Annotated in this window: 25 protein-coding genes and 1 tRNA gene; 22 read left to right on the plus strand and 4 right to left on the minus strand. The window is 71.8% G+C overall.

From position 1 onward, the window contains the following. From selA to K206_RS0119195, 16 genes are all read left to right on the plus strand, one after another. On the plus strand, positions 1-1,200 hold a 1,200-nt coding region (selA, locus tag K206_RS0119120), incomplete at its 5' end, for an L-seryl-tRNA(Sec) selenium transferase (protein WP_020203999.1). Beyond that, positions 1,197-3,128 (plus strand): selenocysteine-specific translation elongation factor, encoded by a 1,932-nt coding sequence (gene selB / locus K206_RS0119125; RefSeq protein ID WP_020204000.1) that lies wholly within the window; start codon positions 1,197-1,199, stop codon positions 3,126-3,128. The genes selA and selB, both read left to right, overlap by 4 nt. Before the next feature lie 44 nt (positions 3,129-3,172). Further along, a tRNA-Sec gene (locus K206_RS0119130) sits at positions 3,173-3,268 on the plus strand. A 348-nt stretch (positions 3,269-3,616) separates the two neighbouring features. After that, entirely contained in the window at positions 3,617-3,862 is a 246-nt protein-coding gene (locus K206_RS0119135; RefSeq protein WP_020204001.1) for a hypothetical protein, read from the plus strand. A gap of 335 nt (positions 3,863-4,197) precedes the next feature. Next, the gene (locus K206_RS38715) at positions 4,198-4,887 is read left to right on the plus strand and encodes a DUF6088 family protein (protein ID WP_020204002.1); all 690 of its coding nucleotides are present in this window, start codon (positions 4,198-4,200) and stop codon (positions 4,885-4,887) included. Between the two features lie 4 nt (positions 4,888-4,891). After that, positions 4,892-5,938, plus strand: coding sequence for a nucleotidyl transferase AbiEii/AbiGii toxin family protein (locus tag K206_RS0119145; RefSeq protein ID WP_020204003.1), 1,047 nt, complete (start codon positions 4,892-4,894; stop codon positions 5,936-5,938). Positions 5,939-6,138: 200 nt separating this feature from the next. Continuing rightward, a complete protein-coding gene (locus K206_RS0119150; RefSeq protein WP_020204004.1) occupies positions 6,139-7,263 on the plus strand; it encodes a transglutaminase-like domain-containing protein in 1,125 nt (374 codons plus the stop codon). 26 nt (positions 7,264-7,289) lie between these two features. Continuing rightward, positions 7,290-8,345, plus strand: a complete 1,056-nt coding sequence (gene selD / locus K206_RS0119155; RefSeq protein WP_020204005.1) for a selenide, water dikinase SelD — start codon at positions 7,290-7,292, stop codon at positions 8,343-8,345. A gap of 228 nt (positions 8,346-8,573) precedes the next feature. Then, positions 8,574-9,362, plus strand: a complete 789-nt coding sequence (locus K206_RS0119160) for a MetQ/NlpA family ABC transporter substrate-binding protein (RefSeq protein WP_020204006.1) — start codon at positions 8,574-8,576, stop codon at positions 9,360-9,362. A 102-nt stretch (positions 9,363-9,464) separates the two neighbouring features. Beyond that, positions 9,465-10,859, plus strand: a complete 1,395-nt coding sequence (locus K206_RS0119165) for a selenium-binding protein SBP56-related protein (protein ID WP_020204007.1) — start codon at positions 9,465-9,467, stop codon at positions 10,857-10,859. A gap of 9 nt (positions 10,860-10,868) precedes the next feature. Then, positions 10,869-11,543: a hypothetical protein gene (locus tag K206_RS0119170; protein WP_020204008.1), complete on the plus strand. Its 675-nt coding sequence runs from the start codon at positions 10,869-10,871 to the stop codon at positions 11,541-11,543. A gap of 60 nt (positions 11,544-11,603) precedes the next feature. Further along, positions 11,604-11,945, plus strand: coding sequence for an FKBP-type peptidyl-prolyl cis-trans isomerase (locus K206_RS0119175; RefSeq protein ID WP_020204009.1), 342 nt, complete (start codon positions 11,604-11,606; stop codon positions 11,943-11,945). Between the two features lie 111 nt (positions 11,946-12,056). Then, positions 12,057-13,742, plus strand: coding sequence for an FAD-dependent oxidoreductase (locus tag K206_RS0119180; protein ID WP_020204010.1), 1,686 nt, complete (start codon positions 12,057-12,059; stop codon positions 13,740-13,742). Continuing rightward, entirely contained in the window at positions 13,739-14,104 is a 366-nt protein-coding gene (locus K206_RS0119185; RefSeq protein ID WP_043366902.1) for a 4Fe-4S dicluster domain-containing protein, read from the plus strand. Before K206_RS0119180 ends, K206_RS0119185 begins: the two co-directional genes overlap by 4 nt. Continuing rightward, positions 14,101-14,235, plus strand: coding sequence for a hypothetical protein (locus K206_RS44670; RefSeq protein ID WP_020204012.1), 135 nt, complete (start codon positions 14,101-14,103; stop codon positions 14,233-14,235). The genes K206_RS0119185 and K206_RS44670 overlap by 4 nt, the downstream gene beginning before the upstream one ends. A gap of 218 nt (positions 14,236-14,453) precedes the next feature. Next, entirely contained in the window at positions 14,454-14,765 is a 312-nt protein-coding gene (locus tag K206_RS0119195) for a hypothetical protein (protein ID WP_029043822.1), read from the plus strand. A gap of 77 nt (positions 14,766-14,842) precedes the next feature. On the opposite strand, the gene K206_RS0119200 is transcribed toward K206_RS0119195, so the two are convergent. Then, positions 14,843-15,790, minus strand: coding sequence for a LysR family transcriptional regulator (locus K206_RS0119200; protein WP_020204014.1), 948 nt, complete (start codon positions 15,788-15,790; stop codon positions 14,843-14,845). A gap of 154 nt (positions 15,791-15,944) precedes the next feature. Between K206_RS0119200 and K206_RS0119205 the strand changes: the two genes are divergently transcribed. The 3 genes from K206_RS0119205 to K206_RS0119215 all read left to right on the plus strand — a co-directional run bounded on the left by K206_RS0119205 (position 15,945) and on the right by K206_RS0119215 (position 19,414). Continuing rightward, a complete protein-coding gene (locus K206_RS0119205) occupies positions 15,945-17,774 on the plus strand; it encodes a gamma-glutamyltransferase family protein (RefSeq protein WP_020204015.1) in 1,830 nt (609 codons plus the stop codon). A gap of 118 nt (positions 17,775-17,892) precedes the next feature. After that, the gene (locus tag K206_RS0119210) at positions 17,893-18,873 is read left to right on the plus strand and encodes a tripartite tricarboxylate transporter substrate binding protein (RefSeq protein WP_020204016.1); all 981 of its coding nucleotides are present in this window, start codon (positions 17,893-17,895) and stop codon (positions 18,871-18,873) included. A gap of 4 nt (positions 18,874-18,877) precedes the next feature. Next, the gene (locus K206_RS0119215; protein WP_020204017.1) at positions 18,878-19,414 is read left to right on the plus strand and encodes a GAF domain-containing protein; all 537 of its coding nucleotides are present in this window, start codon (positions 18,878-18,880) and stop codon (positions 19,412-19,414) included. 11 nt (positions 19,415-19,425) lie between these two features. On the opposite strand, the gene K206_RS0119220 is transcribed toward K206_RS0119215, so the two are convergent. The 3 genes from K206_RS0119220 to K206_RS0119230 all read right to left on the minus strand — a co-directional run bounded on the left by K206_RS0119220 (position 19,426) and on the right by K206_RS0119230 (position 23,615). After that, positions 19,426-21,918, minus strand: coding sequence for a TonB-dependent receptor (locus tag K206_RS0119220; protein ID WP_020204018.1), 2,493 nt, complete (start codon positions 21,916-21,918; stop codon positions 19,426-19,428). Positions 21,919-22,065: 147 nt separating this feature from the next. Beyond that, entirely contained in the window at positions 22,066-23,106 is a 1,041-nt protein-coding gene (locus K206_RS0119225; protein WP_020204019.1) for a FecR domain-containing protein, read from the minus strand. Then, positions 23,103-23,615, minus strand: a complete 513-nt coding sequence (locus K206_RS0119230; protein WP_020204020.1) for a sigma-70 family RNA polymerase sigma factor — start codon at positions 23,613-23,615, stop codon at positions 23,103-23,105. Before K206_RS0119230 ends, K206_RS0119225 begins: the two co-directional genes overlap by 4 nt. Positions 23,616-23,891: 276 nt before the next feature. On the opposite strand from K206_RS0119230, the gene K206_RS0119235 reads away from it, so the two are divergent. The 3 genes from K206_RS0119235 to K206_RS0119245 form a co-directional block, all read left to right on the plus strand. Continuing rightward, a complete protein-coding gene (locus K206_RS0119235) occupies positions 23,892-24,920 on the plus strand; it encodes an AbrB family transcriptional regulator (protein WP_052165920.1) in 1,029 nt (342 codons plus the stop codon). Positions 24,921-24,944: 24 nt separating this feature from the next. Next, on the plus strand, positions 24,945-25,250 hold the full coding sequence (locus tag K206_RS0119240; RefSeq protein ID WP_020204022.1) for a hypothetical protein: 306 nt from the start codon (positions 24,945-24,947) through the stop codon (positions 25,248-25,250). Between the two features lie 69 nt (positions 25,251-25,319). After that, positions 25,320-25,884 (plus strand): TetR/AcrR family transcriptional regulator (locus K206_RS0119245; protein ID WP_020204023.1); only part of this gene is annotated, 565 nt, incomplete at its 3' end.

Genomic DNA, 25,884 nt, shown 5'->3' on the forward strand with positions numbered 1-25,884 from the left:
CGCGCCGCCGAGCCGCGCCTGCGCGCGGTGTTCAACCTCACCGGCACCGTGCTGCATACCAACCTCGGCCGCGCCCTGCTGCCCGACAGCGCGGTGCAGGCGGTGGCGCGCGCGCTGACCGCGCCGGCCAACCTGGAATTCGACCTCGCCAGCGGCGCGCGCGGCGACCGCGACGACCTCGTCGAGGACCTGCTGTGCGAGCTCACCGGCGCCGAGGCCGCGACCGTGGTCAACAACAACGCTGCGGCCGTGCTGCTGATGCTCAACGCGCTGGCGCAGCGGCGCGAGGTGGTGGTCTCGCGCGGCGAGCTGGTCGAGATCGGCGGCGCCTTCCGCATCCCCGACATCATGCAGCGCGCCGGCGCGCGGCTGGTCGAGGTGGGCACCACCAACCGCACCCATCCGCACGACTACGCCGACGCCATCGGCCCGCGCACCGCGCTGCTGATGAAGGTCCATTGCAGCAATTACCAGGTGACCGGCTTCACGCGCAGCGTGGAGGTGGCCGAGGTGGCGGCGCTGGCCGCGCCGCACGGCCTGCCGGTGGTGGTGGACCTCGGCAGCGGCACGCTGGTGGACCTCACGCGCTGGGGCCTGCCGCCCGAGACCACGGTGCGCGAGACCATCGAGGCCGGCGCCAGCCTCGTGACCTTCAGCGGCGACAAGCTGCTCGGCGGGCCGCAGGCCGGGCTGATCGTCGGGCGCGCCGAGCTGATCCGCAAGATCAAGAAGAACCCGCTCAAGCGCGCGCTGCGCGTGGGCAAGCTGACGCTGGCCGCGCTCGAGCCCGTGCTGCGGCTCTACCGCGCGCCCGAGCTGCTGGCCGACAGCCTGCCCACGCTGCGCCTGCTCACGCGCGCGGCGCCGGACCTGCACGCGCAGGCGCTGCGCCTGCGCCCGCTGCTGCAGCCGGCGCTCGGCGACGCCTACCTCGTCGCGGACGCGCCGATGTTCAGCCAGGTCGGCAGCGGCGCGCAGCCGGGCAGCCAGTTGCCGAGCCACGGCCTGGCCATCACGGCGGCAGGCGGGCGCCGCGCCGGCGCCGGGCGCCAGCTGCAGCGGCTCGAAGCGGCGCTGCGCGCGCTGCCCCGCCCCGTCATCGGCCGCGTCGCCGACCAGACCCTGTGGCTGGACCTGCGCTGCCTGGAACAGGCCGACGAGGCCGCCTTCTGCGCCCAGTGGCAGGCGCTGCGCCCATGATCGTCGGCACCGCCGGGCACATCGACCACGGCAAGACCACCCTGGTGCATGCGCTGACCGGCGTCGACACCGACCGCCTCAAGGAAGAGAAGGCGCGCGGCATCTCCATCGCGCTCGGTTATGCCTACACGCCGCTGCCCAACGGCGACGTGCTCGGTTATGTCGACGTGCCCGGCCACGAGCGCCTGATCCACACGATGGCCGCCGGCGCCAGCGGCATCGACCTGGCGCTGCTGGTGGTCGCCGCCGACGACGGCGTGATGCCGCAGACGCGCGAGCACGTGGCCATCGTCGAGCGGCTCGGCATCGCGCGCGCCGCGGTGGCGCTGACCAAGGCCGACCGCGCCGGCGCCGCGCGCCTCGACGCGGTGCGCGGCGAGATCGCGGCGCTGCTGGCCGGCACGCCGTTCGCCGGCGCGCCGGTGTTCGCGCTCGACGCCACGCGCGCCGGCGACGCCGGCGTGGCCGCGCTGCGCGCCTGGCTGCACGAAGCCGCGCAGCAGGTGCCGCCGCGCGGCGCGGACGGCCTGTTCCGGCTGGCGGTAGACCGCGTGTTCACGCTGCCCGGCCACGGCACGGTCGTCACCGGCACGGTCCTCGGCGGCCAGGTCCGCGTTGGCGACACCATGCAGGTCGCGCCGTCCGGCAAGCCGGTGCGCGTGCGCAGCATCCACGCGCAGCAGCGCCCCGCCGACACCGGCCGCGCCGGGCAGCGCTGCGCGCTCAACCTGGCCGGCATCGACAAGGACGCGGTCAACCGCGGCGACTGGATAGCCGATCCTGCGCTGGTCGCGCCCTCGGTCCGCATCGACGTCTCGCTCGCCCTGCTGCCGCAGGCGGACCTGCGGCTGGCGCACTGGACGCCGCTGCACGTCCACCTCGGCACCACGCACCAGCTGGCCAATGCCGTGCTGCTCGACACCGAAGCGCTGGAACCGGGCGGCACCGCGCTGGCCCAGCTGGTGTTCGCCGCGCCGGTCTGCGCGCTGCCCGGCGACCGCTTCATCGTGCGCAACGCGCAGGCCAGCCAGACCGTGGGCGGCGGCACCGTGCTCGACCCGTTCGCGCCCGAGCGACGGCGCCGCACCGCGCGGCGCCTGGCGTGGCTGCGGGCGCTGCGGGAAATGACCGAAGGCGCCGGGCTGGCGCCGCTGCTGGCGCAGGCCACCCACGGCATCGCCACCGCGCGCCTGGCCTGCCTGACCGGCAGCGGCCCGGCCGGCTGGCGGCTGCCGGCCGACGCGCTGACCGTGCCCGCGGCGGGACATGCCGATGCCTGCGTCATCCTCGCCGCGCACTGGCAGGCGCTGCAGCGCACCGTGCTCGACACGCTGGCCGCGTTCCACGCGCGCCTGCCCGACGAACCCGGCCTCGACGCCGGCGCCCTGCGCCGCGCGGCCCTCGCCGGCGCGCCGGCGCTGCCGGACGCGGCCTGGGGCGCGCTGCTCGACACGCTGGTCGGACAAGGCGCCCTGCGCCGCAACGGCGCATGGCTGCAACTACCGTCGCACGCCGTCACGCTGTCGGACGAAGACCTCGCGCTGGCGCAGCGCATCGCGCCGATGCTGGCGGCCGGCGGCTACGACCCGCCCTGGGTGCGCGAACTCGCCGCGGCCCGCAACGTGCCGGAAGACAGGATGCGCCAGCTATTGCGCCGGATGGCGCGCCAGGGCACGCTGCACCAGATCGTGCCCGACCTGTTCTACGACGACGGCCGCGTGCGCGAACTGGCCGCGCTGGTCGCCACGCTGATCGCGCAACATGGCAGCGCCGACGCGGTGCGCTTTCGCGACGCCACCGCGCTGGGCCGCAAGCGCGCCATCCAGATTCTGGAGTTCTTCGACCGCGTCGGCTACACTCGGCGCGTCGGCAACGGCCGCGTGCTGCGGCCCGGCAATGCGTGGCAGGCCGGTGCCGGCCGCGTGTAGTCCGTGCAGTCCTGTAGCACCCGCAAGTCCATGTAGTCCGCGAAGGAAGGCATGCGTATCCGGTGATGCGGCCGGGCTTCAAACCCGGTTGGGGGCGTCAGCCGTTCCCAGGTAGGTTCGACTCCTGCTGCTTTCCGCCACGAGGTTTTCCGGTTTCTTGCCGGGCACGACAACAGGCAAGGATTTGCACAGGGCGTGCTTTCTTGCCTTTCCCGCGGGTTTTCGAGGTTGAATGGCGCCCGGCCGGCGAAATGATGCCCGGCCTCCGGCCGGAGATCGTCCGCCACGCGCCACGCCTCGCCCTCCTGATCGTCAGCGAATACCCGCCCCGGCGCGGGGACGAGGCCCCGATCCGATTACTGTATATCCATACAGTAAACTCAACTATACGCACTCGGCCCAGGATGGCTCATACACTGTATATTCGTACAGTACCCAAACCGCTGCATTACCTGATTACCGCAGCCACCATCCGGAGAGTCGCCGTCATGTCCGATACCCGCGCCATCAAGTACATCGTCGTGCCATACCGTCAGGGCAAGGGCGACTCGCTCCAGCCCGGCGAGATCCGCCAGGCCTCCAGCGAGGTCGGCGCCATCCGCATCGCCAGCGCAATGGCGTCCAGCTTCGCCGGCGTCGCCGCCTACGAAGTGCTGGTGGACGAGGAAACGGGCGAGATGGGGTCGCCGCGCATCCTGGTGCAGGAGGGGAGCATTCCGGCGCTTGGCGAGTGAGGCAAGAGGGGGTATGCGGACGAGGGCGTAGCTGCAGAGCCCGCACCGCTTCGGGCAGATCAGGCGGGCAGCCTGAATCGTCTTCTGATCGGAATCTCAAGAGACCTCATTTGCGGCCTTTCGAGACGGCGAATGCGGTCCGACCTTTCGTGCTCGGAAGAAGGAACTGGTCATTCGCGGCAACTGTTGCCGGCGCCAGTCTCCGTTCTTCATTCGGTCACGACAAAGTGCACCATGATCCGCTCAATGTTGTCCGAAATTTGATACTTTTTTACGGACAGATGGCTTGCCAGTTGTCTGGAAAAAATATACAAATATCGGACAAGGAGCCCCACATGTCCGCCCTCAAGTCCAGAATCTCCGCATTGATCGATGCCGCCGCATGCAGCCAGGTTTGGGTGCCGTCCGATTTCGCCAATCTCGGAAACCGGGATGCGATCGACAAGGTATTGCAGCGCATGGTCGCGGCAGGAGAACTGCGGCGAATCGAACGAGGCCTCTACGACCGGCCCTCGATGAACCAGCTGACGAACAGTCCCACCACGCCGGACTATCGCGCCGTGATAGCGGCAATCGCGCGGCGGGACCAGTTGCGGATGCTGGTGGACGGCCTGACGGCGGCGAACGACCTGGGGCTGACCGATGCCGTTCCCGCCCGCGTCGTCGTCCATACGGATGCCCGGCGCCGTGGCGTGCGGCTAGGCAACCTGGATATCCAGTTCAAGCACACCGCGCCAAGCCGCCTGTACTGGGCAGGCCGCCCCGCCATGCGCGTGGTGCAGGCCCTTTACTGGCTGAAGGACATGCTGGCATCCGACCGCGCCCACATCCTCGGCCGGTTGCGGGATGTCCTCGCCGGCTCGGCGAACGGCGATGCGATCCGCGAGGATCTTGCGGGCGGGCTGTCGATGATGCCGGCCTGGATGCAGGACATCACGCGGGATCTGCTCCACGCGGACGCCCCGCCCGCGCACCGCAGGCCGACACCGGCGCCGGCCGCCGCCGCCGCGGACATGCCGGGGTAAAAGGTTGAACCAGGCCTACCGGCAAATCCTCGCGGCTTCCGATGCCGACCGGCGCGACCTGTTCCTGCGCACCGCCACGCGCCTGGGCACGGCCGTGCAGAACGTCGAGAAGGATTTCTGGGTGTGCTGGACCCTGGACGTACTGTTCAACCGGCTGCCCGACGGCGGGCCGCGATTGCTGTTCAAGGGCGGCACTTCCCTGTCCAAGGCATTCGGCCTGATTACCCGCTTTTCGGAAGACATCGACGTCACGGTCTTTCGCGACGATCTTGGCCAGCAGGCGAGCGCCGCCGAACTTGACGCGCTGAGCGGAAAGAAGCGTCGCGAGCGGCTCAACGCGATCAAGGAAGCCTGCCAGGCCTATGTCGCCGGCGCCCTGAGAACTCGGATAAGCGCGTGCGCTCTCGCGGCAATCGGCGAAGGGCGTTTCCTGCTCGAGCCGGACCCGGGCGATGCGGATCGCCAGAGCCTGCTTTTCTGGTACCCCGCCGTCACGCAGGAGGCGGGAGGCTACGTCCGCTCGGCCGTCAAGATCGAGTCGGGAGCCAAGTCGGCCCTCGATCCGCACGTCCCCGCCAGTGTCACGCCCTACGTTGCCGGCGACGTGCCGGGGCTGGACCTGGCCGTGCCGGACATCACCACCGTAGAAGCGAAACGCACGTTCTGGGACAAGATCATCATCGTGCACGGACTGCGGCAATGGCACGACCGCCGCGCCGAACTCCGGCATGGCGGCCAGCGGGTTTCCCGCCATTACTACGACCTGCACCAGCTTTTGCAGATTGCCACGGCGCAAGGCTGGACCGCCGATGGCCTGCTTGCCCTGGACTGCGCGCGACACGCAAGACCCTTCTTCGGCAGCGCGGACCTGGGACTCGACGCCGCGCGGCCCGGCGCGTTCACCCTGGTCCCGGCGGGAGCCATGCGCGATGCGCTGGCGAGGGACTACGCGGCGATGGCGGGCATGGTCTTTGGCAACGCGCCGGCATTCGATGCGGTGCTCGATGCCGCTGCCCGCCTGGAACAGGCCGTCAATGTCATCGGCCCGTAGCATCGGCTAGCCGGCCAGCCCGCCGACCGATGTTTCGCCCATCGGTCCTCCCGCACCCTCCCGCCGCTCCCAGCCCCCTGCCCGGCACTTTTTTGCTCCCCCCTTCCGCCCCGGCGGCCTACTATGCATTGGTCAGGCGAACCGCCGCGACTACCGCGACTGCCGCGCGCCGCCCAGGCCACCGAACCGGAGGAATGCAAATGGACCGTCGTTCTTTCCTGAAAGCGGGCGCCGCCGCGCCCGTGCTGGCGGGCGCGGCTGGGATTCCCGGGCTGGCCCGCGCCGGTGCGCCAGGCGCCGAGGCGTTGCCGGCCGCCGAGGGCTGGCGTGTCTATGAAGTCACCACGGAGGTGACGCTGCCGCCCGCGGCCGCGCCGGCCAGCGTGTGGGTGCCGATCACCGCCGGGCGGATCGGCGACTACCAGCGCACGCTGTCCACCACCTGGGCCGCGCCCGGCGCACGCGCGGAAGACACCCGCGCGCCCGGCTACGACGTGCGCATGCTGGCGCTGAACTGGCCCGCCGCCGCCGAAGGCCAGCCGCTGCATGCCACGCTGACCAACGTGGTGGCGCTGCGCGACCGCAAGGCGGATCTCGGCCAGCCGCCGTCGTCGCGCGGGCCGCGCGAATCGGCCGAGACCCTGCGCGAATACCTGCGGCCCACGCAACTGCTGCCGACCGACGGCATCGTCAAGGCCACCGCGCAGCAGATCACCGCCGGCGCGCCGGACGACATGACGCGCGCCCGCGCGCTCTACGAATGGGTGGTCGACCATACCTGCCGCGAGGCCAGCGTGCGCGGCTGCGGCGTGGGCGACGTGGCGGCCATGCTGCGCGCGGGCGGCATCATGGGCGGCAAGTGCGCGGACATCAACGCGCTGTTCGTGGCGCTGGCGCGCGCCTCGGGCATTCCGGCGCGCGATGCCTACGGCGTGCGCGTGGACAATTCCGCATACGGCTTCAAGGCGATGGGCAAGGCCGGCGACATCTCCAAGGCGCAGCACTGCCGCGCCGAGTTCTACAACGCCGGCTACGGCTGGGTGCCGGTGGACCCGGCCGACGTGCGCAAGGTGGCACTCGAAGAGGTGCCCGGCGGGCTGCCGATGACGCACTGGAAGGTACGCTCGGCGCGCGCGATGCTGTTCGGCGCCTGGGAGATGAACTGGGTGGCCTACAACCACGGCCACGACGTGGCGCTGCCGGGCAGCAAGGCGGCGCCGGTGCCGTTCCTGATGTACCCGAACGGCGAGACCGTCGCCGGCACGCTCGACAGCGTCGATCCCGCCGCGTTCGGCTACCGCATCGCCTCGCGCCGCATCGCATAGGGAGACCCATGACGGCAAACAACACGATGGCCGACCGGCCGGCCGCCGGCGCAATCAGGCTGACGGCCTTTTCCCACGGCGGCGGCTGCGGCTGCAAGATCGCGCCCGGCGTGCTCTCCGAGATCCTCAAGAACACGCGCGGCTTCCCGGCGCCGCCCGCGCTGATGGTCGGCATCGAGACCAGCGACGACGCCGCCGTCTACAGGCTCAACGACACCCAGGCGCTGGTCGCCACCACGGACTTCTTCATGCCGGTGGTGGACGACCCCTACGACTTCGGCCGCATCGCCGCGGCCAACGCCATCTCCGACGTCTACGCGATGGGCGGCACGCCGATCATGGCGCTGGCGCTGGTCGGCATGCCGGTGGACCAGCTGCCGCCGGAGGTCATCGGCACCATCCTGGCCGGCGGCGAGGCGGTCTGCGCGCAGGCGGGCATTCCCGTCGCGGGCGGCCACACCATCGACTCGGTCGAGCCGATCTACGGGCTGGTGGTGATGGGGCTGGTGCACCCCGACCACGTCAAGCGCAACAGCGCCGCGCGGCCCGGCGACGTGCTGATCCTCGGCAAGCCGCTCGGCGTGGGCATCATGTCGGCCGCCATCAAGAAGGACAAGCTGGACGCCGACGGCTACCGCGAGATGATCGCCAGCACCACGCGGCTCAACACGCCGGGCCGACGGCTGGCGGCCCTGGCGGGCGTGCACGCGCTCACCGACGTGACCGGCTTCGGCCTGCTCGGCCATCTGCTGGAAGTCTGCCGCGGCAGCGGCGTGGGCGCGCGGCTGGCGATGGACCGCATCCCGCTGCTGCCCGGCGTGGCGGCGCTGGCCGGCGCGGGCGTGGTCACTGGCGCGTCGGGGCGCAACTGGGCCAGCTACGGCGCCGAGGTGGCGCTGGCGGCAGGCATCACGCCGGCGCAGAAAGCCCTGCTGACCGATCCGCAGACCAGCGGCGGCCTGCTGGTGGCATGCGCGCCGGCGGCGGTGGACGACGTGCTCGCCGTGTTCCGCGACGAAGGCTTCGCGCATGCCGCCGTGATCGGCGAGACCACGGCGGGGCCGGCGCGCGTGACGGTGTGAGCGGCGGCGGCCGGGTGCTTCCTGGCCGCGCGCATCCCAACGTGTCCAAACGCATCCCGCGCGGGCCGCCCGCGACAACCGAACAAGCTATTGCCCCGCCCCGTTCTAAGCTAAGACGAAACCATCAGTTCGCGCGGCGTCGTGCCGTTCCTATACTTGGCGGCCACGCAACAGCCTGGGAACGGGACCATGAAACGATGGCACGCGGCCGCGCTGGCGGCTCTGGTGATGGCATTCGGCGCCGGCGCCGCGCAGGCACAAACGCAGGCACAAGCGCAAGCGCAGGAAAAAACGAAGATCAAGGTCGGCGTCTCGGTCGGCAATGCCGAGCAGACCTTCGAGGTGGTGCGCAAGGTCGCCGCGCGCGACGGCCTGGACATCCAGGTCATCACCTTCAGCGACTACCTGCAGCCCAACGAGGCGCTCGCCGCCGGCGACCTCGACGCCAACGCCTTCCAGCACAAGCCCTTCCTCGACAGCCAGATCAAGGCGCGCGGCTACAAGATCGTGCCGGTGGGCCTGACGCTGACCGCGCCGCTGGGCATCTACTCCAGGGCCTACAAGTCGGTCGCGCAACTACCGCAGGGCGCGCGCATCGGCATCCAGAACGATCCGTCCAACGGCAACCGCGCGCTGCTGCTGTTGCAGAAGGCCGGGCTCATCAAGCTCAAGCCCGGCGTGGGCGAGAACGGCGTCAACGCCACCCCGCTCGACGTGGTGGAGAACCCGAAGAAGCTCAGGCTGATCGAGCTCGACGCCGCGCAACTGCCGCGCGCGCTCGACGACCTCGCCGCCGCCTCGATCAACAACGACTATGCCTATCGCGCCGGCCTCTCGCTGCAGCGCGACACCATCGCGGTGGAAGACGCGCGCGGCCCCTACGCCAACCTGATCGCCACGCGCGCCGAGGACAAGGACAAGCCGTGGGTGAAGAAGCTGGTGAAGGCCTACCAGTCGGAGGAAGTGCGCCGGTTCATCGAGACCGAGTTCAAGGGCTCGCTGATCCCGGCCTTCTGAGCGGCGCCGGCGGCGCCCCGCGGGCGCCGGCCGATCCCGCCGATGTGTCCTATAGTACAAAGCCGGTCCCAAGCGGCGGTAGGCGGTACGAGGAGGCACATCATGGCAACCTGGAAGCCCGATCCCAGCTTTTACCCGTCGCCGCGGCTGGCGGCCAAGGCGCCGGCGGAATCGCTCGCCTACGTGGCGATGTTCGATCCCACGCGCAGCCAGCCCGACGGCATCGCCGTGGTGAACACGGACCCGGCCTCGCCGTCCTACGCCACCATCGTCGGCCGGGTGGCCATGCCGCACACCGGCGACGAGCTGCATCACTTCGGCTGGAACGCCTGTTCCTCCTGCCTGTGCCCGAACGCGCCGCATCCGCACATGGAGCGGCGCTACCTGGTGGTGCCGGGCCTGCGCTCCTCGCGCGTCTACATCCTCGACACCAAACCCGATCCGCTGCACCCCGTCATCGTCAAGGTGATCGAGCCCGGCGAGCTGGCCGAGCGCACCGGCTACACGCGCCCGCACACCGTGCACTGCGGTCCCGCCGGCATCTACATCACGGCGCTCGGCAACGGCGCGGGCAAGGGGCCGGCCGGCATCATGCTGCTGGACCAGGAAAGCTTCGAGCCGCTCGGCCAGTGGGAAGTGGAGCGCGGCCCGCAGCAGTTCGCCTATGACGGCTGGTGGCATCTCGGCTACGACACGCTGGTGACCAGCGAATGGGGCACGCCGGACATGTTCGAGGACGGCCTGGTGCCCGAGATCCTGCTCGGCTCGCGCTACGGCCGGCGCCTGCATTTCTGGGACCTCAACAAGCGCAGGCACCTGCAGGAGATCGACTTCGGCGAGGAGCACCAGTTGGTGTTCGAGCTGCGCCCCGCGCACGACCCGACCCGCGCCTACGGCTTCGTCAACTGCGTCATCAGCCTCAAGGACCTGTCCTCGTCGATCTGGACCTGGTACCGCGACGGCGACAGATGGGCCGTGCGCAAGATCATCGAGATCCCGGCCGAACCCGCCGACCCGGACCTGCTGCCGCCCATCCTCAAGGGCTTCAAGGCGGTGCCGCCGCTGGTGAGCGACATCGATCTGTCGATGGACGACCGCTTCCTCTACGTCTCGTGCTGGGGCACCGGCGACCTGCTGCAATACGACGTCTCCGACCCGTTCGCGCCGCAGCAGACCGGGCGCGTGCGCATCGGCGGCATCGTCTCGCGCGCCACGCACCCGGGCGCGGGCGGCGCCGCGCTCAACGGCGGCCCGCAGATGGTGGAGGTGAGCCGCGACGGCCGCCGCGTCTATTTCACCAACTCGCTGTACGGCGCGGTGGACGCGCAGTTCTACCCGGAAGGCATCGACGGCTGGATGGTCAAGCTCGACGCCGCGCCCGAGGGCGGCATCGCCTTCGACCCGCGCTTCTTCCTGCGCTGGCCGGCCGGCCACCGGCCGCACCAGGTGCGGCTGCAGGGCGGCGACTGCTCGTCCGACTCGTACTGCTACCCGTAGCGGCGCGCCATGCCCGGAGCCGCGCCGGATACCCATCTCGCCGCGCAATGGGCGGCGCTGTGGCCGCTCTGGTGGCCGTGGCTGGCGATTGCCGCGCTGGGCCTGTTCCACGGCATCAACCCGGCGATGGGCTGGCTGTTCGCGGTCGCGCTCGGGCTGCATCGCGGACGGCGCAAGGTGGTGCTGCTGGCGCTGCTGCCGATCGCGCTGGGACATGCGCTGGCGGTCGCGCTGGTGCTGGCCGCCGCGCTCACGCTCGGCAGCCTGCTGGACCCGGCGTGGATGGCGCGCATCGGCGGCGCCGCACTGATCGGCTGGGCCGCGTGGCACGCGCTGCGCGGCCACCGCCGCCACCCGCGCGTGGGCATGCAGGCCGGCATGGCGGGGCTGGCGCTGTGGTCGTTCCTGATGGCCGGTGCGCACGGCGCCGGGCTGATGCTGGTGCCGGTGATGCTGCCGCTGTGCGCCGCCGCGGCGCCCGGCGGCGGCGCGCTGGTGCCGGCGCTGCTGGCGCTGGGCCTGCACACGCTGGCCATGCTGCTGGCCATCGGCACCGTGGCGCTGCTGGTGTACGACCGCCTCGGCGTGGCCTTCCTGCGCACCGGCTGGCTCAACCTCGACCGCGTGTGGACCGCCGCGCTGCTGGCCTGCGGCGCGTGGCTGCTGTTCGCGTCCGGCCACTGAGCGGGTACCATCGCGCACCACACGCCAGACAAGCAAAGCGCAACCCAACCAGACAACGCAATGAGCACCGAACTGAAGATCGAAGACATCGAACCCGGCACCGGCAAGGCGGTCGTCAAGGGCGCCCTCATCACCACCGAGTACACCGGCTACCTAGAGGACGGCACCATGTTCGATTCCTCCCACGAGCGCGGCAAGCCGTTCCAGTGCGTGATCGGCACCGGCCGCGTCATCAAGGGCTGGGACATCGGCCTGATGGGCATGCGGACCGGCGGCAGGCGCCGGCTGTCCGTTCCCGCGCACCTCGCCTACGGCGAGCGGCAGGTGGGCGAGCACATCAAGCCGAATTCGAACCTGGTGTTCGAGATCGCGCTGCTGGAGGTGCTGACGCGCGACGACTGAGCGCGCCGCCAACCGTATAAGGTTTTCACCAATCCTTCGTTGTGCGCGCGGCGCGCCGTGGCTACTGTCATCCGATACATCCGCTATGCCACCGCCCCGGAGGACCGCCGCATGCCATCCCGCCCGCGCGAGCCGCGCGCCGCACCCGCCCCGCTGGACACCGCCCCGCCGAACGCCGATTGGCTGGACACCGACGTGCTGGTCATCGGCGGCGGCCCCGCCGGCACCTGGGCGGCCGTGGCCGCGGCCGAGCGCGGCGCGCGCGTGGTGCTGGCCGACAAGGGCTATTGCGGCGCTTCCGGCGCCACCGCGGCGGCCGGCACGGCGATCTGGCACGTCGCGCCCGACCCGGCCGCGCGCGCGGCGGCCAGGGCCAGCCGCTACACGCTGGGCGGCGAGCTGGCGGAGCCGGCCTGGATGGACCGCGTGCTGGACCGCACCCACGCCGGGCTGGAACGGCTGGCCGAATGGGGCTACCCGTTCCCGCAGGACGAGCATGGGCAAAGCCAGCGCATCTCGCTGCAGGGGCCCGAATACATGCGGCTGATGCGCCGGCGCGTGAAGGCCGCGGGCGGGCGCATCCTCGACCATAGCCCCGCGCTGGAACTGCTGGTGGACGACGGCGGCCGGGTGAGCGGCGCGCGCGGCCTGCGCCGCCAGCCGCGCGCCGGCCAGGCCGCGCAATGGCGCGTGCGCGCCGGCGCGGTGGTGATCGCCACCGGCGGCTGCGCGTTCCTGAGCCGCGCGCTGGGCTGCAACGTGCTCACCGGCGAAGGCCACCTGATGGCCGCCGAGGCCGGCGCCGAGCTGTCGGGCATGGAGTTCTCCAACGCCTACGGGCTCGGCCCCGCGTTCGCCTCCGTCACCAAGTCGCTGTTCTACCAGTGGGCCACGTTCTACGACGCGCAGGGCCAGGTGCTGGAAGGCGCCGGCTCCGCGCATGGCCGCGGCGTGATCGCGCGCGCCTTGCAGACGCAGGCCGTGCATGCGCGCCTGGACCGCGCCGACGCCCGCGTGCGCGCCTGGATGCGCAGCGCGCAGCCCAACTTCTTCCTGCCGTTCGACCGGCTCGGCATCGATCCCTTCACGCAGCGCTTCCCGGTCACGCTGCGCCTGGAAGGCACCGTGCGCGGCACCGGCGGCCTGCGCATCGCCGACGCGCAGTGCGCCACCGGCGTGCCCGGCCTGTACGCGGCCGGCGACGCGGCCACGCGCGAGCTGATCTGCGGCGGCTTCACCGGCGGCGGCAGCCACAACGCGGCCTGGGCGCTGTCGTCCGGCTGGTGGGCCGGCGAAGGCGCGGCGGCCTTCGCGCAAGGCGCGGGCGCGCACGGCGCGGAAGACCTGCGCGGCGCCGGCGGCAGCCCCGACGAGGGCGCGCAGGCCGCGCCCGATCCCCAGGCGCTGGTGGACGCCGTGCAGGCCGAAGTCTTTCCCTACGCGCGCAACTGGTTCCGCGACGGCGGCACGCTCACCGCGTCGCTCGCGCGCCTCGACGCGCTCTGGCGCACGTGGAGCCGCTACGCGCCGCCGCGCGACGACGCGCAGGCGCTGCGCGCGCGCGAAGCCACCGCCATGCTGGCCACCGCGCGCTGGATGTACCGCAGCGCGCTGGCGCGCACGGAAACGCGCGGCATGCACCGGCGCACCGACCATCCGGAGCTCGACGCGGGCCAGCGCTACCGCCTCGTCAGCGGCGGCCTCGACGAAGTGTGGACCGCGCGCGAGGCCGTGCGCGACGCGCCGCCGCAGGAGCGACAGGAAGGCCCGAAGCCAGCATGGAGAGCCGCGGCATGATCGAGCTGCTCAACGGCGCGCGCTGCACGGGCTGCAATATCTGCGTGCGGGTCTGCCCGACCAACGTGTTCGCCATCGTGCCCGGCAAGATCCCCGCGATCGCGCGGCAGCAGGACTGCCAGACCTGCTTCATGTGCGAGCTGTATTGCCCCGAGGACGCGCTCTACGTGGCGCCGCTGGCCGATGCCTGCCAGCCGCCCGACCACGCCGCGGCGGAGCCGCCGCGCCACGCCGGCAGCTACCGCGCGGCGGTGGGCTGGGGCAAGGGGCGCGCGCCGACCGCCGCGCAGGACGGCAGCCACGCGCTGCTCGCCCTCGTACGCCCGGCGCCGCGCGCCGGCGGCAAGCGCAGCGCGCCATGAAAGATCTGCTCGACTGGATCACCGCCATCGCCGCCGTGGTGCTGGTCTACGCGGCCTTGCGGCATCCGCTCTACCCGCCGCGCGGCGACAAGGAGAAGGAACCGGCCGGCAAGGACGATGCCGGGCACTGACGCCGCGCCCGGTGTCCTGCCCCGCAAATTTATATTCAAAAATTCTGAACGATAAATTCGGATAAGCACGGTCCCGGGCTTTGGTGGCTCTTCTATAGTTCGTGACATGGACGGCGCGCAAACAAGCAGCAGCAAGCAGCAGCGCAGCAGCGGCGTCCTGGCAGATGCAGACGAACAATCAACGAAATTCAATGAATTTTCAGATACTGGAGCCCATCATGACCAAGACCTTCGCCCTCAAGCTCGCTTCCGCCCTCGTGCTCTCGCTGGCCGCCATCGGCGCCGCCCAGGCCGCCTCCGCCCGTGACCTGCAGGCCGGCGACAAGTACGGCTACAACTTCCGCAGCACCGTCCCGGCCGACCGGTACGGCTACGACTTCCGCACGCACGACACCTTCACCGACGGCGCCCGCAGCGGCAAGGCCGATCCGTTCACCGACGGTGCCCGCATCGCCGGCCTCGACCGCAGCGGCGTCTCGGCCACGCCGGCCCGCAGCTTCGACCCGTACACCGAAGGCGCCAACGCCTGATGCGGACCACCCGCCGCTTCCACCGCGCCCGCGGCGCCGGCTGATCCCGGCGCCGTTTTTCTTTTGGCGGGCCGGATTCACTCCCGCTGCGGGACTGCCAGCTGCAGCGCGCGCACCAGCGCCAGCAGCGGCTCGCTCTGCCCGGCGCGGCGCAGCCACATCGCGCCGACCGCCGGCAGGTCCCAGGTCAGCGTGTGCGGCAGCACCGCGGCGGCGCCGGTGGCGGCCAGCTCGGCTGCCACCCCGCGCGGCACGATGGTGATGGCGCGCGGCTGGGTGCGCAGCAGCGTGGCGATGGTCTTGATCGAGTAGGTCTCCACCATCGGCGTGGGCGGCACCGCGCCGGCGGTGGCGAACAGCGTGTTGACGGTGCGCCGGATCGGCGTGTGCCCGGGCGGCAGGATCCAGTCCAGCGCGGCCAGGCGCTGCCAGTCCAGCTTGCCGCGCGCCAGCCGCGCCGCCGCCGCGGTCGGCACCACCAGCGCCGGCTCCTCCCGGTACAGCGGCGCCTGCACGATGTCGTCGCCGGGCGCATAAAAGGAGCGCGCGATCACGCAATCCAGCTCGTGCGCGCGCAGCGCCGCCACCAGTTCGTCGGTGGTGCCCTCGCGCACCACCACCGCCGCACGCGGCTGCTGGCGCAGGCCGTGCGAGCAGGCCGCGTCCAGCACCACCGGCGCCACGTAGGGAATCACGCCGATGCGCAGCCGCCCGTGCAGCCCGGCGCCGATCACGGCCAGCTCGCGGCCCAGCGCCTCGGTGTCGGCCATCGCCAGGCGCGCGTGGACCAGCACCGCCGCGCCCGTGTCGGTGGGCTCCAGCCCGCGCCGCGAGCGCGCGAACAGCGGCACCATGAAGATCTCCTCGATCTCGCGCAGCGCCTTGGTCACGGCGGGCTGGGACAGCCCCATCTCGGCCGCCACGCGCGAGACCGAGCGCTGCCGGTCCAGCGCCAGCAGCAGCGCGAGGTGCTTGAGCCGCAGGCGGGAAATCAGGTTGTGCTGGAGCTTGTCGGCGGATGGCATGGCGGGTCCGGTGCGTTCTGCGGGGTGTTCCGCGGGTCGTTCTTTGTATAACCAAACTTTCATACAACAATAATTATTCGGCTGCAAACGGTTATTCAGGACTCTTATACTGGCGTTCAGCCCTTCCTTGTCACCGATCCTTCACGGAGTCCCCATGTTCACCACCCGCCCGGAAATCGTCGGCACCTTCGGCGTGGCCTCGTCCACCCACTGGCTGGCCTCGCAGACCGCCATGAGCGTGCTGGAGCGCGGCGGCAACGCCTTCGACGCGGCGGTGGCGGCCGGCTTCGTGCTGCAGGTGGTGGAGCCGCACCTGAACGGCCCCGGCGGCGAGGTGCCGATCCTGCTGTGGAGCGAGCGCGAGCGCGCGGTGCGCTCGATCTGCGGCCAGGGCCCGGCGCCGGCGCTGGCGGACCCCGCCGCGATGCGCGCCAGGGGGCTGGACCTGGTGCCCGGCATCGGCCTGCTGCCGGCCACGGTGCCGGGTGCCTTCGGCGCCTGGCTGACCATGCTGCGCGACTACGGCACCTGGGAGCTGGCCGACGTGCTGGCCCCCGCCATCGCCTACGCGCGCCACGGTTTCCCGCTGGTGCCGCGCATCTCGCAGGCGATCCTGGCGGTGCGCGAGCTGTTCCAGCAGGAGTGGCACAGCTCGGCCGAGGTGTGGCTGCCGGGCGGCCGCGTGCCGCGCCCCGGCACCCTGCATGCCACGCCGGGCGTGGCGCGCACCTACACGCGCATCCTGGAGACGGCCGCGGCCGCCGGCGGCACGCGCGAGCAGCAGATCGACGCCGCGATGGCGTGCTGGTACCGCGGCTTCGTGGCCCGGGAGATCGACGAATTCTGCCGCACGCAGGCGGTGCGCGACACCACCGGCGAGCGCCACAAGGGCCTGCTGCGCCTCGACGACATGGCCAGCTGGGCGCCGACCGTGGAAGCCCCGGCCACGCTGGACTTCGGCCGCCACACGGTGGCCAAGTGCGGCATCTGGAGCCAGGGCCCGGCCTTCCTGCAGCAGCTCGGCATGCTGCGGCACGCCGACCTGGCGGCCCACGCGCCCACCTCGCCGGAGTTCGTGCACCGCATCGCGGAGGCGGCCAAGCTCGCGATGGCCGACCGCCTGGCCTGGTACGGCGACCCGCGCTTCGGCGACGCGCCGCTGCCCGGTCTGCTCGAAGCCGGCTACCTGGCCGCGCGCGCGCAGCTGATCGGCCAGCAGGCCTCGCTGGAGATCCGCGCCGGCACGGTGGACGGCCGCGCGCCGCGCCTGCCCGACCTGGGCGCGGCCGAGCGCACGCTGCGCGATGCCGACGTGCGCTTCGGCGTGGGCGAGCCCACCTTCGCGGCGATGCCGCCGGTGACGGAGTGGGCCGAGCGCGAGATCTTCGTCGGCGACACCTGCCACATCGACGTGATCGACCGCCACGGCAACATGGTCGCGGCTACGCCGTCGGGCGGCTGGCTGTCGTCCAGCCCGGTGATCCCGGCGCTCGGCTTCGCGCTCAACACGCGCCTGCAGATGACCTGGCTGGAACCGGGCCTGCCCAACACGCTGGCGCCGGGCAAGCGCCCCTGCACCACGCTGTCGCCGTCGCTGGCGCTGCGCGACGGCGAGCCCTACATGGTGTTCGGCACGCCCGGCGGCGACCAGCAGGATCAGTGGTCGGTGGCGTTCTTCCTGCGCCACGCGGTGCACGGCATGAACCTGCAGGAAGCCATCGACGCGCCGGCCTGGCACATCGACCATTTCCCCGGCTCGTTCTGGCCACGCTCGGTGGTGCTCAACCGCCTGAGCGTGGAGTCGCGCCTGCCCGAAGAAACCATCGCCGAACTGCGCGCGCGTGGCCACGAGGTGAAGGTCGGCGAACCGTGGTCGGAAGGCCGCATGTCCGCCTGCACGCGCGAGCGCGACGCGCAGGGGCGGCTGGTGCTGCGCGCCGGCGCCAACGCGCGCGGCATGCAGGGATACGCGGTGGGACGCTAGGCGCAGCGGCAAGAAGCAGGACAAGGAGACGCAAGCCGGCGTGCAGCCGCCGCCGGACCACACGAATCAAAACCGGGCCGCCCCGCGCGGCCCGCATCGCCATCGGAGAGTTGAAGACATGAAAGCCGTACTCAAGCGCTGCCTGCTGGGCCTTGCCGCGTTCTCGCTGTTGTGTGCCGCGTCGGGCGCGGGCGCGGCGGATGCCTATCCGCAGAAACCCATCACGCTGATCGTGCCGTGGGCCGCCGGCGGCTCCACCGACATCCTGGCGCGCGTGCTGTCCGAGCAGTTGACGCGCTCGCTGGGCCAGCCGGTGATCGTCGACAACAAGCCGGGCGCCTCGGGCAACATCGGCTCCGCCACGGTGGCGCGCGCCAAGCCCGACGGCTATACGCTGCTGGTCGGCTCCATGAGCACGCACGCGATGAACCCGGCGCTGATGCCCAACATGCCGTTCCGCGGCGTGGAAGACTTCACGCCGCTGGGCCTGCTCGCCTACGTCACCAACACGATGGTGATCCATCCCTCGGTGCCGGCGCACAACGTCAAGGAACTGATCGCCTACGCGCGCGCCAATCCGGGCAAGCTGGCCTACGCCAGCGCCGGCGCCGGCTCCACCAATCACCTGAGCGCCGTGCTGTTCGAGAAGATGGCCGGCGTGCAGATGCTGCACGTGCCGTACAAGGGCGGCGCGCCGGCGGTGGTGGACACCGTGGCCGGGCAGACCCAGCTGCTGTTCTCCGCCGGCACGCAGACGCTGACCCACGTGAAGGCCGGCAAGCTGCGCCTGCTCGCCGTCACCGAGAGCAAGCGCTCGCCGCTGCTGCCCAACGTGCCGACCGTGGCCGAGACCGTGCCCGGTTATGAACTGTCGGTCTGGTACGGCGCCTTCGGCCCGGCCGGCATGCCGCCCGCGCTGGTGACGCGCCTGAACCAGGAAATCAACCGGATCATGTCGCTGCCCGAGGTGAAGGAAAAGATGAACGCCATCGGCGTGGAAACCGCCACCTCCACGCCGCAGCAGTTCGCCACCATCCTGCGCCGCGACGCGGACCGCTACGGCAAGCTGATCCGCGAGCTGGGCATCAAGGCGGAATAAGGACGTGAGCGGCCTCATTTCCGACGCGGCCCGCGTGACGCTGCCGGCCGCCGTGCTGGACGCGCTGTGCGGCCACCTGGCGCGCGCGGACGCGCCCGCCGCCGCCTTCGATGCGATCGGCAGCGCCACCGCGGCGCTGCTCGGCCCGGGCCTGCTGACCATCAACGCATGGCGGCGCGACAGCGCCGAGGTGGAGCGGCTGTGGTCCTCCGACCCCGCCGCCTATCCCGTCGGCGGCCGCAAGCACAAGCCCGATTCCCCGTGGTCGCGCCAGTTGCTGGGCCAGGGCGAGGTCTTCGTCGGCGAGGGCGACCACGCGCTGGCCGCTGTGTTCGACGACATCGCGGTGATCCGCGCGCTGGGCCTGTCCGCCGTGGTCAACGTGCCGGTGTGCGAGCGCGGGCAATGCGTGGGCACCTTCAATTTCCTGGCGGCGCGCGCCGCGTGGGCGCCGGGCGAGGTGGCGACGCTGCGCATGCTGGCGCAGATGGCCACGCCGGCGGTAGTGGCAGCGGCGGCGGCGGCGAGCCGGGCGGACTGAAACGCCGCGCCTCAGTACGTCAGGCGCAGCGTCGCGGTGACGTTGCGCGGCGCGCCGAACTCGCCGAAGAAGGAGTTGGGCACGCGCGCGTAGTAGTGGCGGTCGGCGATGTTGTTGAGCGCCAGGAAAGCCTCCACGTGGCGGTTGAAGCGATAGCCCACGCGCGCGTTGAACAGCGCGTAGCCGCCCTGCGCCCAGTAGCCGCGCGTGGTGCCGCTTTGCGCCAGCATGCTGGCACCGAGGAAGGTGCCGGCCAGCGGCCCGGACGAGAGCCGGTAGCTGGTGGCCAGCTTGAACAGGTGGCGCGGCTCCTCGGCGTCGTAGGCGCTGCCCTGCAGCGTGGGGCTGGAGGTGTAGCGCGTGTTCAGCAGCGTGTAGCCGGCCGAGAGGTTCCAGTTGGGCAGCGGCGTGCCGGCAAGCTCGGCCTCCCAGCCCTGGCTGCGCACCGCGCCGCTGGCGACCGAGCCGGTCGGGTGGTCCTGGTCGGCCACCGCGAGGTCGCTGCCGTTGATGCGGAAGGCCGCCACCGATGCGTTCAGGCGGCCGTCGAGGAAGGCGGCTTTCAGCCCCGCCTCGTACTGCTCGCCGGAGAACGGCGGCAGCGCGCCGCCGCTGAAGGTGGTCTGGGTCTGCGGCGAGAAGATCTTGGCGTAGCTGGTGTAGGCCGACAGTTGCGGCGTGATGCTGTAGACCAGCCCGGCATACGGAATGAACTTGTGCTCCTCCGACGCGGCCACGCTCCAGTCGCCGCCCGGCGCCGGCAGCACGGCGCGGGTCTTCTGCTGGAACCAGACCTCGCGCCCGCCCAGCACCAGCGACAGCGGCTCGAGCACCTGCAGCCGGGCCTGGCCGTACATGCCGTACTGGATGGTGCGGGTGTCGGTGCCGTCGTCGAAATGGCTCAGGTCGGGCGCGGGGATGACCGGGTTGAAGATGTCGTGCGTGCCGAGGTCGGCATAGGTGTTGAGGCTGTCCTGCCACAGCGACGAATAGTTGGCGCCGAACAGCAGATGATGCTCGCGGCCGAACAGCTTCACGGTGCCCGACACGCTGGAGTCGAAGCCCAGCCACTCGTTGGTGTTGCGCTGCCCCTGCCCGAAATAGTCCGCCAGGCCGGTGCCCGCCTGCGGCGTGGCGGCGTAGGCATACGTGCCGCGGCTCAGCGCATGGCGGTAGTACAGCGTGGTCTGCGACTTCCAGTCGTTGTCGAAGCGGTGCGTCACCGTGCCGTTGACTTCCTGCATCGACTGGTAGGAAGTGTTCCAGCCCGGCCCGTAGTTCTGCGAGCGGCCGCGCGGGCCGGCCACGGGCGTGCCGCTGGTGTCGACGCCCACGCCGTAGTCGAAATCGTCGAGCGGGTTGACCTGGTAGGCGGCCGACAGCGACACCGTGGTGCGCGGCGTGAGGTCGTACTCGATGACGCCGTAGGCCAGCCCGAGCTTGCTGCCCTGGCCGTCGACGAAGCTGTTGCTCTTGCTGCCCACCGCCACCGCGCGGCCGCGCAGCGTGCCGGCCTCGTTGAGCGGCCCGGTCACGTCCACCATCTCGCGCAGCGCGGCCCAGGAGCCGACCGAGGTTTCGCTGACGAAGCGGAACTTGTCGCCGGGCTGCTTGCGCACCAGGTTGACGCTGCCGCCAAGCGCGCCCTGCCCGTCCATCAGGCCGGAGGGGCCGCGGAAGACTTCGAGGCGGTCGTACATGGCGAGGTCGAACTGGGACTGGTACTGGATGCCGTTGAGCAGCGAGATGCCGTCGTACTGCACGTTCACGGGAAAGCCGCGCGCGTTGAAATAGGCCGAGCCGTCGCCGTAGTTCACCGAGGTCAGGCCGGGCGTGTACAGCAGCGCGTCCTGCAGCGTGCGGATGTCCTGGTCGTCCAGTTGCTGGCGGGTCAGCACCGAGACCGAGCTGGGAATGTCCTTGCGCGCGACGGGCGCCTTGCCGAACATCGTCACGGCGCGCGCGCCATAGCTGCCGCTGCCCTCGGTGGCCGCGCTCGGCTCGCGCTGGCCGCGCACCTCCACGGCGGGCAGCGTGGGCCCGGCGGCGGCGGGTGCCGCGGCGGTGGCGACGGCCTTGCGCAGGCTGTAGCCGCTGCCGGCCTGCGGCACGGCCTCGAGCCCGGTGCCGTCCAGCAGCCGGCGCAGGCCGGCCTCGATGCCGTAGCTGCCCGACAGGCCTTGCGTGGCCAGGCCGCTGACGGCGGCCGCGTCATACGAGAGGTTGATGCCGGCGGCGCGCGCGAACTGGTTCAGCGCGGGCTCCAGCGGGCCGGCGGCGATGCCGTAGGCGTGGGCATTGGCCTGGGCCGTGGCCGTCTGCGCGGATGCGATGCGCGGCACGGCGACGCTCCCCAGCGCCAGGCCCAGCAGCGCGGCGCGCAGGGCCAGCGTCAGCGGGCGCGGCGCCGGCGCCAGGGTAGAGGCGCGGCCGGCGGCGAAGGTGGCATCGTTGGAGCGGACACGGCGGGACAGGCGCGGAAAACGGGAGGCGGGAGCGGTCATCGGCAGGATTCGGGCGGATCGGATACGACAGGTTGCAAGAGGGCTTCTACTTGTCTGCCGAGCGAGAACGCCAATCCCCTCAGTTTTTTTCCGATTTTTTTCGGGCGCGCGCCACCGCTGCCCGCGCGCCACGCTTCAGACCGCGCCTCAGGCCGCGCCGTCCGGCCCGACCATGACCCAGAAGCGCGTCAGGAAGCGCACCCTGACCGGCAGCGTCTGCACCAGGAACTGCAGCGTGGCGTCGGTATCGCCCAGCTGGAACACGCCCGACACGGGCAGCGCGGCCACGCGCGCGTCGCAGGCGATATGGCCGACGCGGTAGCGCCCCAGCTCGGCCAGCAGCGCGTCCAGCCGCATGCCGCGCGCGGCGATCACGCCATCCACCCAGCCGGCCGGATCGGCCGCCGGCGCCGGCACCAGCGAGGCGCCGTCGGCGGCGAGCCGACCGCTCTGCCCCGCATGCACGACGGGCGCGCCGGGATCGGCCGGCGCGCCGCTGGCCGGATGCAGTTGCACCGCGCCTTCCTGCACGCTGATGCGCGCGTCGGTCTCGTACAGCCGGACCGTGAAGCGCGTGCCCAGCGCCTGCATGGCGCCGAACGGCGTGCCGACCCAGAACGGCCGCCGCGCGCGCGCCTGCGCGTCGTGGCCGGTAGTGACCAGCATCTCGCCGCGGCGCAGCGCGATGCGGCGCTGCACGCTGTCCATGCGCACGTCGATGGCGCTGTCGGTGTTGAGCACGATCACGGTGCCGTCGGCCAGCGCGACGGTGCGGCGCTCGCCGGTGGCGGTGGCGTAGTCGGCCACCAGGCGCTGCCACGGCGCGTGGCGGTAGCCGGACCATCCCGCCGCCAGCGCCACGCCGCCGAAGGCCAGCGCGCGCAGGGCGTCGCGGCGCCGGCGCGCGCGCGCGCCGCGCAGGGCATCGGCGGCGTCCAGCGTGTCGTGCGCGAGCCGCGCCGGCAGCCGCGCGAAATCGGCGTTGAGCGACTGCACCCGCGCCCACGCGGCGGCATGCAGCGGGCTGGCCGCCAGCCAGCGGGCGAAGGCGGCGCGGCTCTGCGGCGTGGGCACGTTGAAGTCGAGGCGCACCGCCCAGGCGATGGCCTCGTCGACGATCTTGCCGGGAATCTCCGCGGCCTCCGCCGCCGCGGCCAGGCCGGCGGACGCGCTGCGTGCCGCGCTCATGCGTGGAAGCGCAACTGGTAGCAGTGGCGCAGCGCGCTGGCGACGTAGCGCTCCACCGTCGCCAGCGACACGCCCAGGCGCGTGGCGATCTGCGGGCAGGTCAGCCCGTCGAGCTGGGCCAGCAGGAAGGCGGTGCGGACCTTGGGCTTGAGGCTGTCGAGCATGGCGTCCACCGCGATCAGCGCTTCCAGGAACAGCAGCCGGCTCTCGGGCGACGGCGCCTCGGGCTCGGGCAGCGCGGCCAGCGTCTCCAGCCAGGCCTGCTCCAGCTCGCGCCGCCGCCAGCGCTCGACCACGAGGCCGTGAGCGATGGTGCTCAGGTAGGCGCGCGGCTCGCGCAATTCGTCGGCGGCCGGGCGCGACAGCAGGCGCATGAATACGTCCTGCGCCACGTCGGCGGCATCGAAGGCATTGCCGAGCTTGCGGCCGAGCCAGCCTTGCAGCCAGCGGTGGTGGTCGCTGTAGAGCGCGTGGATGCGATGGTGCGGGAGAGGTGCGGCGGCCGGCATCGTGGTTTCCCAGGCAGGGCTCGAGCCCCCGATCAATTGCAAATAAGAATTATTTTCAATTCTATCCAAGGGCATACCGACCTGCAATGCCGGCGCGGGCCGCATTGACTTATGCGAGGCCACCCTCTACTATCTTTTGCGAGTCCATCCTCGCATATCAACCCCCGCAAGCAGCGCGCCAACATGCCCGACGCCATCACACAGGAACTGCCTGGCAGGTCCGGACCGCCCGGAGCGCCGGCCCGCAAGGCCGGACACGCGCTTCGCTGGACCGCCCTGGCTGGGTCTTCCGTGGCGCTCGCCGCCCTGCTGGAATGGCTGGGCCTGCCGGCGGCGCGGCTCTTCGGGCCGTTGCTGGCCGGCGTCGTGATGACTGCCGCCGGGGCGCGCCTGCGCGTGGCGCCGGCGGCATTTCTCGTGTCGCAGGGGCTGATCGGCTGCATGATCGCGAGGATGCTGCCGTCGTGGTTCTATGGCACCGTGGCCGGGCGCTGGCCGGTGTTTGCCGCCGGCGCGGCGTCGGTGATCGCGGCGAGCGTCGCGCTGGGCTGGTGGCTGACGCGCCGGCGCGTGCTGCCCGGCACCACGGCGCTGTGGGGGCTGAGTCCGGGTGCCGCCACCGCCATGATCGTGATGGCCGAGGCGTATGGCGGCGACGCCGCGCTGGTGGCCTTCATGCAGTACCTGCGCGTGGTCGTGGTGGCAGCGGTCGCCGCGGTGGTGGCCAGGGTGTGGGGCGTGGGCGAGCACCATGCGCACCTCGCCACCGGCTGGTTCCCGCCGGTCGCCTGGCTGCCGCTGCTCGGCACGCTCGCGCTGGCGGTGCTGGGCCCGCTGGCGGCGCACCGCCTGCGGATACGCGCCGGCGCCTTCCTGCTGCCGCTGTTCGCCGGCATGTACCTCGGCCACCAGGGCTGGCTCCGGCTAGAGCTGCCGCCGTGGCTGCCGATGCTGGCCTACGCCGTGATCGGCTGGCGCATCGGCTTTCGCTTCACCCGGCCGCTGCTCGCGCACGCGGCCAGGGCGCTGCCGCGGCTGCTGGCCTGCACGCTCGCGCTGGTCGGCGTGTGCGGCGCGCTCGCCGCGCTGCTGGTGGCGGCCACCGGCATCGATCCGCTCAGCGCCTACCTGGCCATGAGCCCGGGCGGCGCGGACACGGTGGCCATCATCGCGGCGTCCAGCCATGTCGACGTGCCGTTCGTCATGGCCATGCAGATGCTGCGCTTCATGACGGTGCTGCTGCTGGGGCCGCCGCTGGCGAGGTTTCTCGCCGGGCGCGCCCGCGGGCCGGCCGCGCTTCCCTGACCTTCGTTTCCCCTGCCTTTTGCCATGATCCACTTCGCCACCTTCTTGTGCGGGGCACTGCTCTGCAACAGCATTCCGCACCTGAGCTCGGGCCTGCGCGGCATGCCGTTTCCCACGCCGTTCGGCCGCCCGCGCGGCGTCGGCGATTCCCCGCCCGTGGTCAACAGCCTGTGGGGCTTCCTCAACCTGGTGGCCGGCCTGTTGCTGCTGTCGCGCCATCCGGTCGGGCTGGCGCCCGGCGCGGACCTCGCGGTGCTGCTGGCGGGCGCGCTGGCGATGGGCATCTACCTGTCGCTGCATTTCGGCAAGGTCCGGCGCGGCCGGCGCTGAACGCGGGCGGCGCGGGCCGCGTGCTAGCATGCCTGGCTCGCCTATCGTCCCATCGCACACTCCGCCGACATGTCTTCCGAACCCAGCAGCCAGCCCGGCGCCGGCGCCACCGAACCAAAGCGCGAGCGCGGCCGCATCCGCGTCGCGGCGATCCTGGCGGCGGGCGCCGAGCTCTTCCTGGAAAAAGGCTACGAGGCCGCCACCATGACCGAGATCGCGGCGCGCTCGGACACGGCCATCGGCTCGCTCTACCGCTTCTTTCCGTCGAAGGAGGCGCTGGCCGACACCCTGCTGATGCGCTACGCCCGGCTGGCCATCGATGGCCTGGCGGAAGTGGAGCGGCGCGCCGCGGCGCTGTCGACCGAGGCACTGGCGGCGGCGCTGGTGGACTCGATGCTGGCGCTCAAGGCCGAGCGCAGCTTCGCCATCGCGCTGCTCGACGCGGGCGCCGGCAGCGACGACAGGCGCGCCCAGTTCCGCGCGGCGATGCGGCAGGGCATGCTGGCCATCCTGAAGAACGCCGCGCCCAACGTGCCGGCGGCGCGCGCCGAGGCGATGGCGGCGGTCCTGCTGCTCCTGCTCAAGGGCGTGCTGGGCGCGCGCGGCGCCGACCCGGACAAGCCGGCGCTGCGCC

The organism is Cupriavidus sp. WS (assembly GCF_000395345.1).
Lineage (GTDB): Bacteria > Pseudomonadota > Gammaproteobacteria > Burkholderiales > Burkholderiaceae > Cupriavidus > Cupriavidus basilensis_B.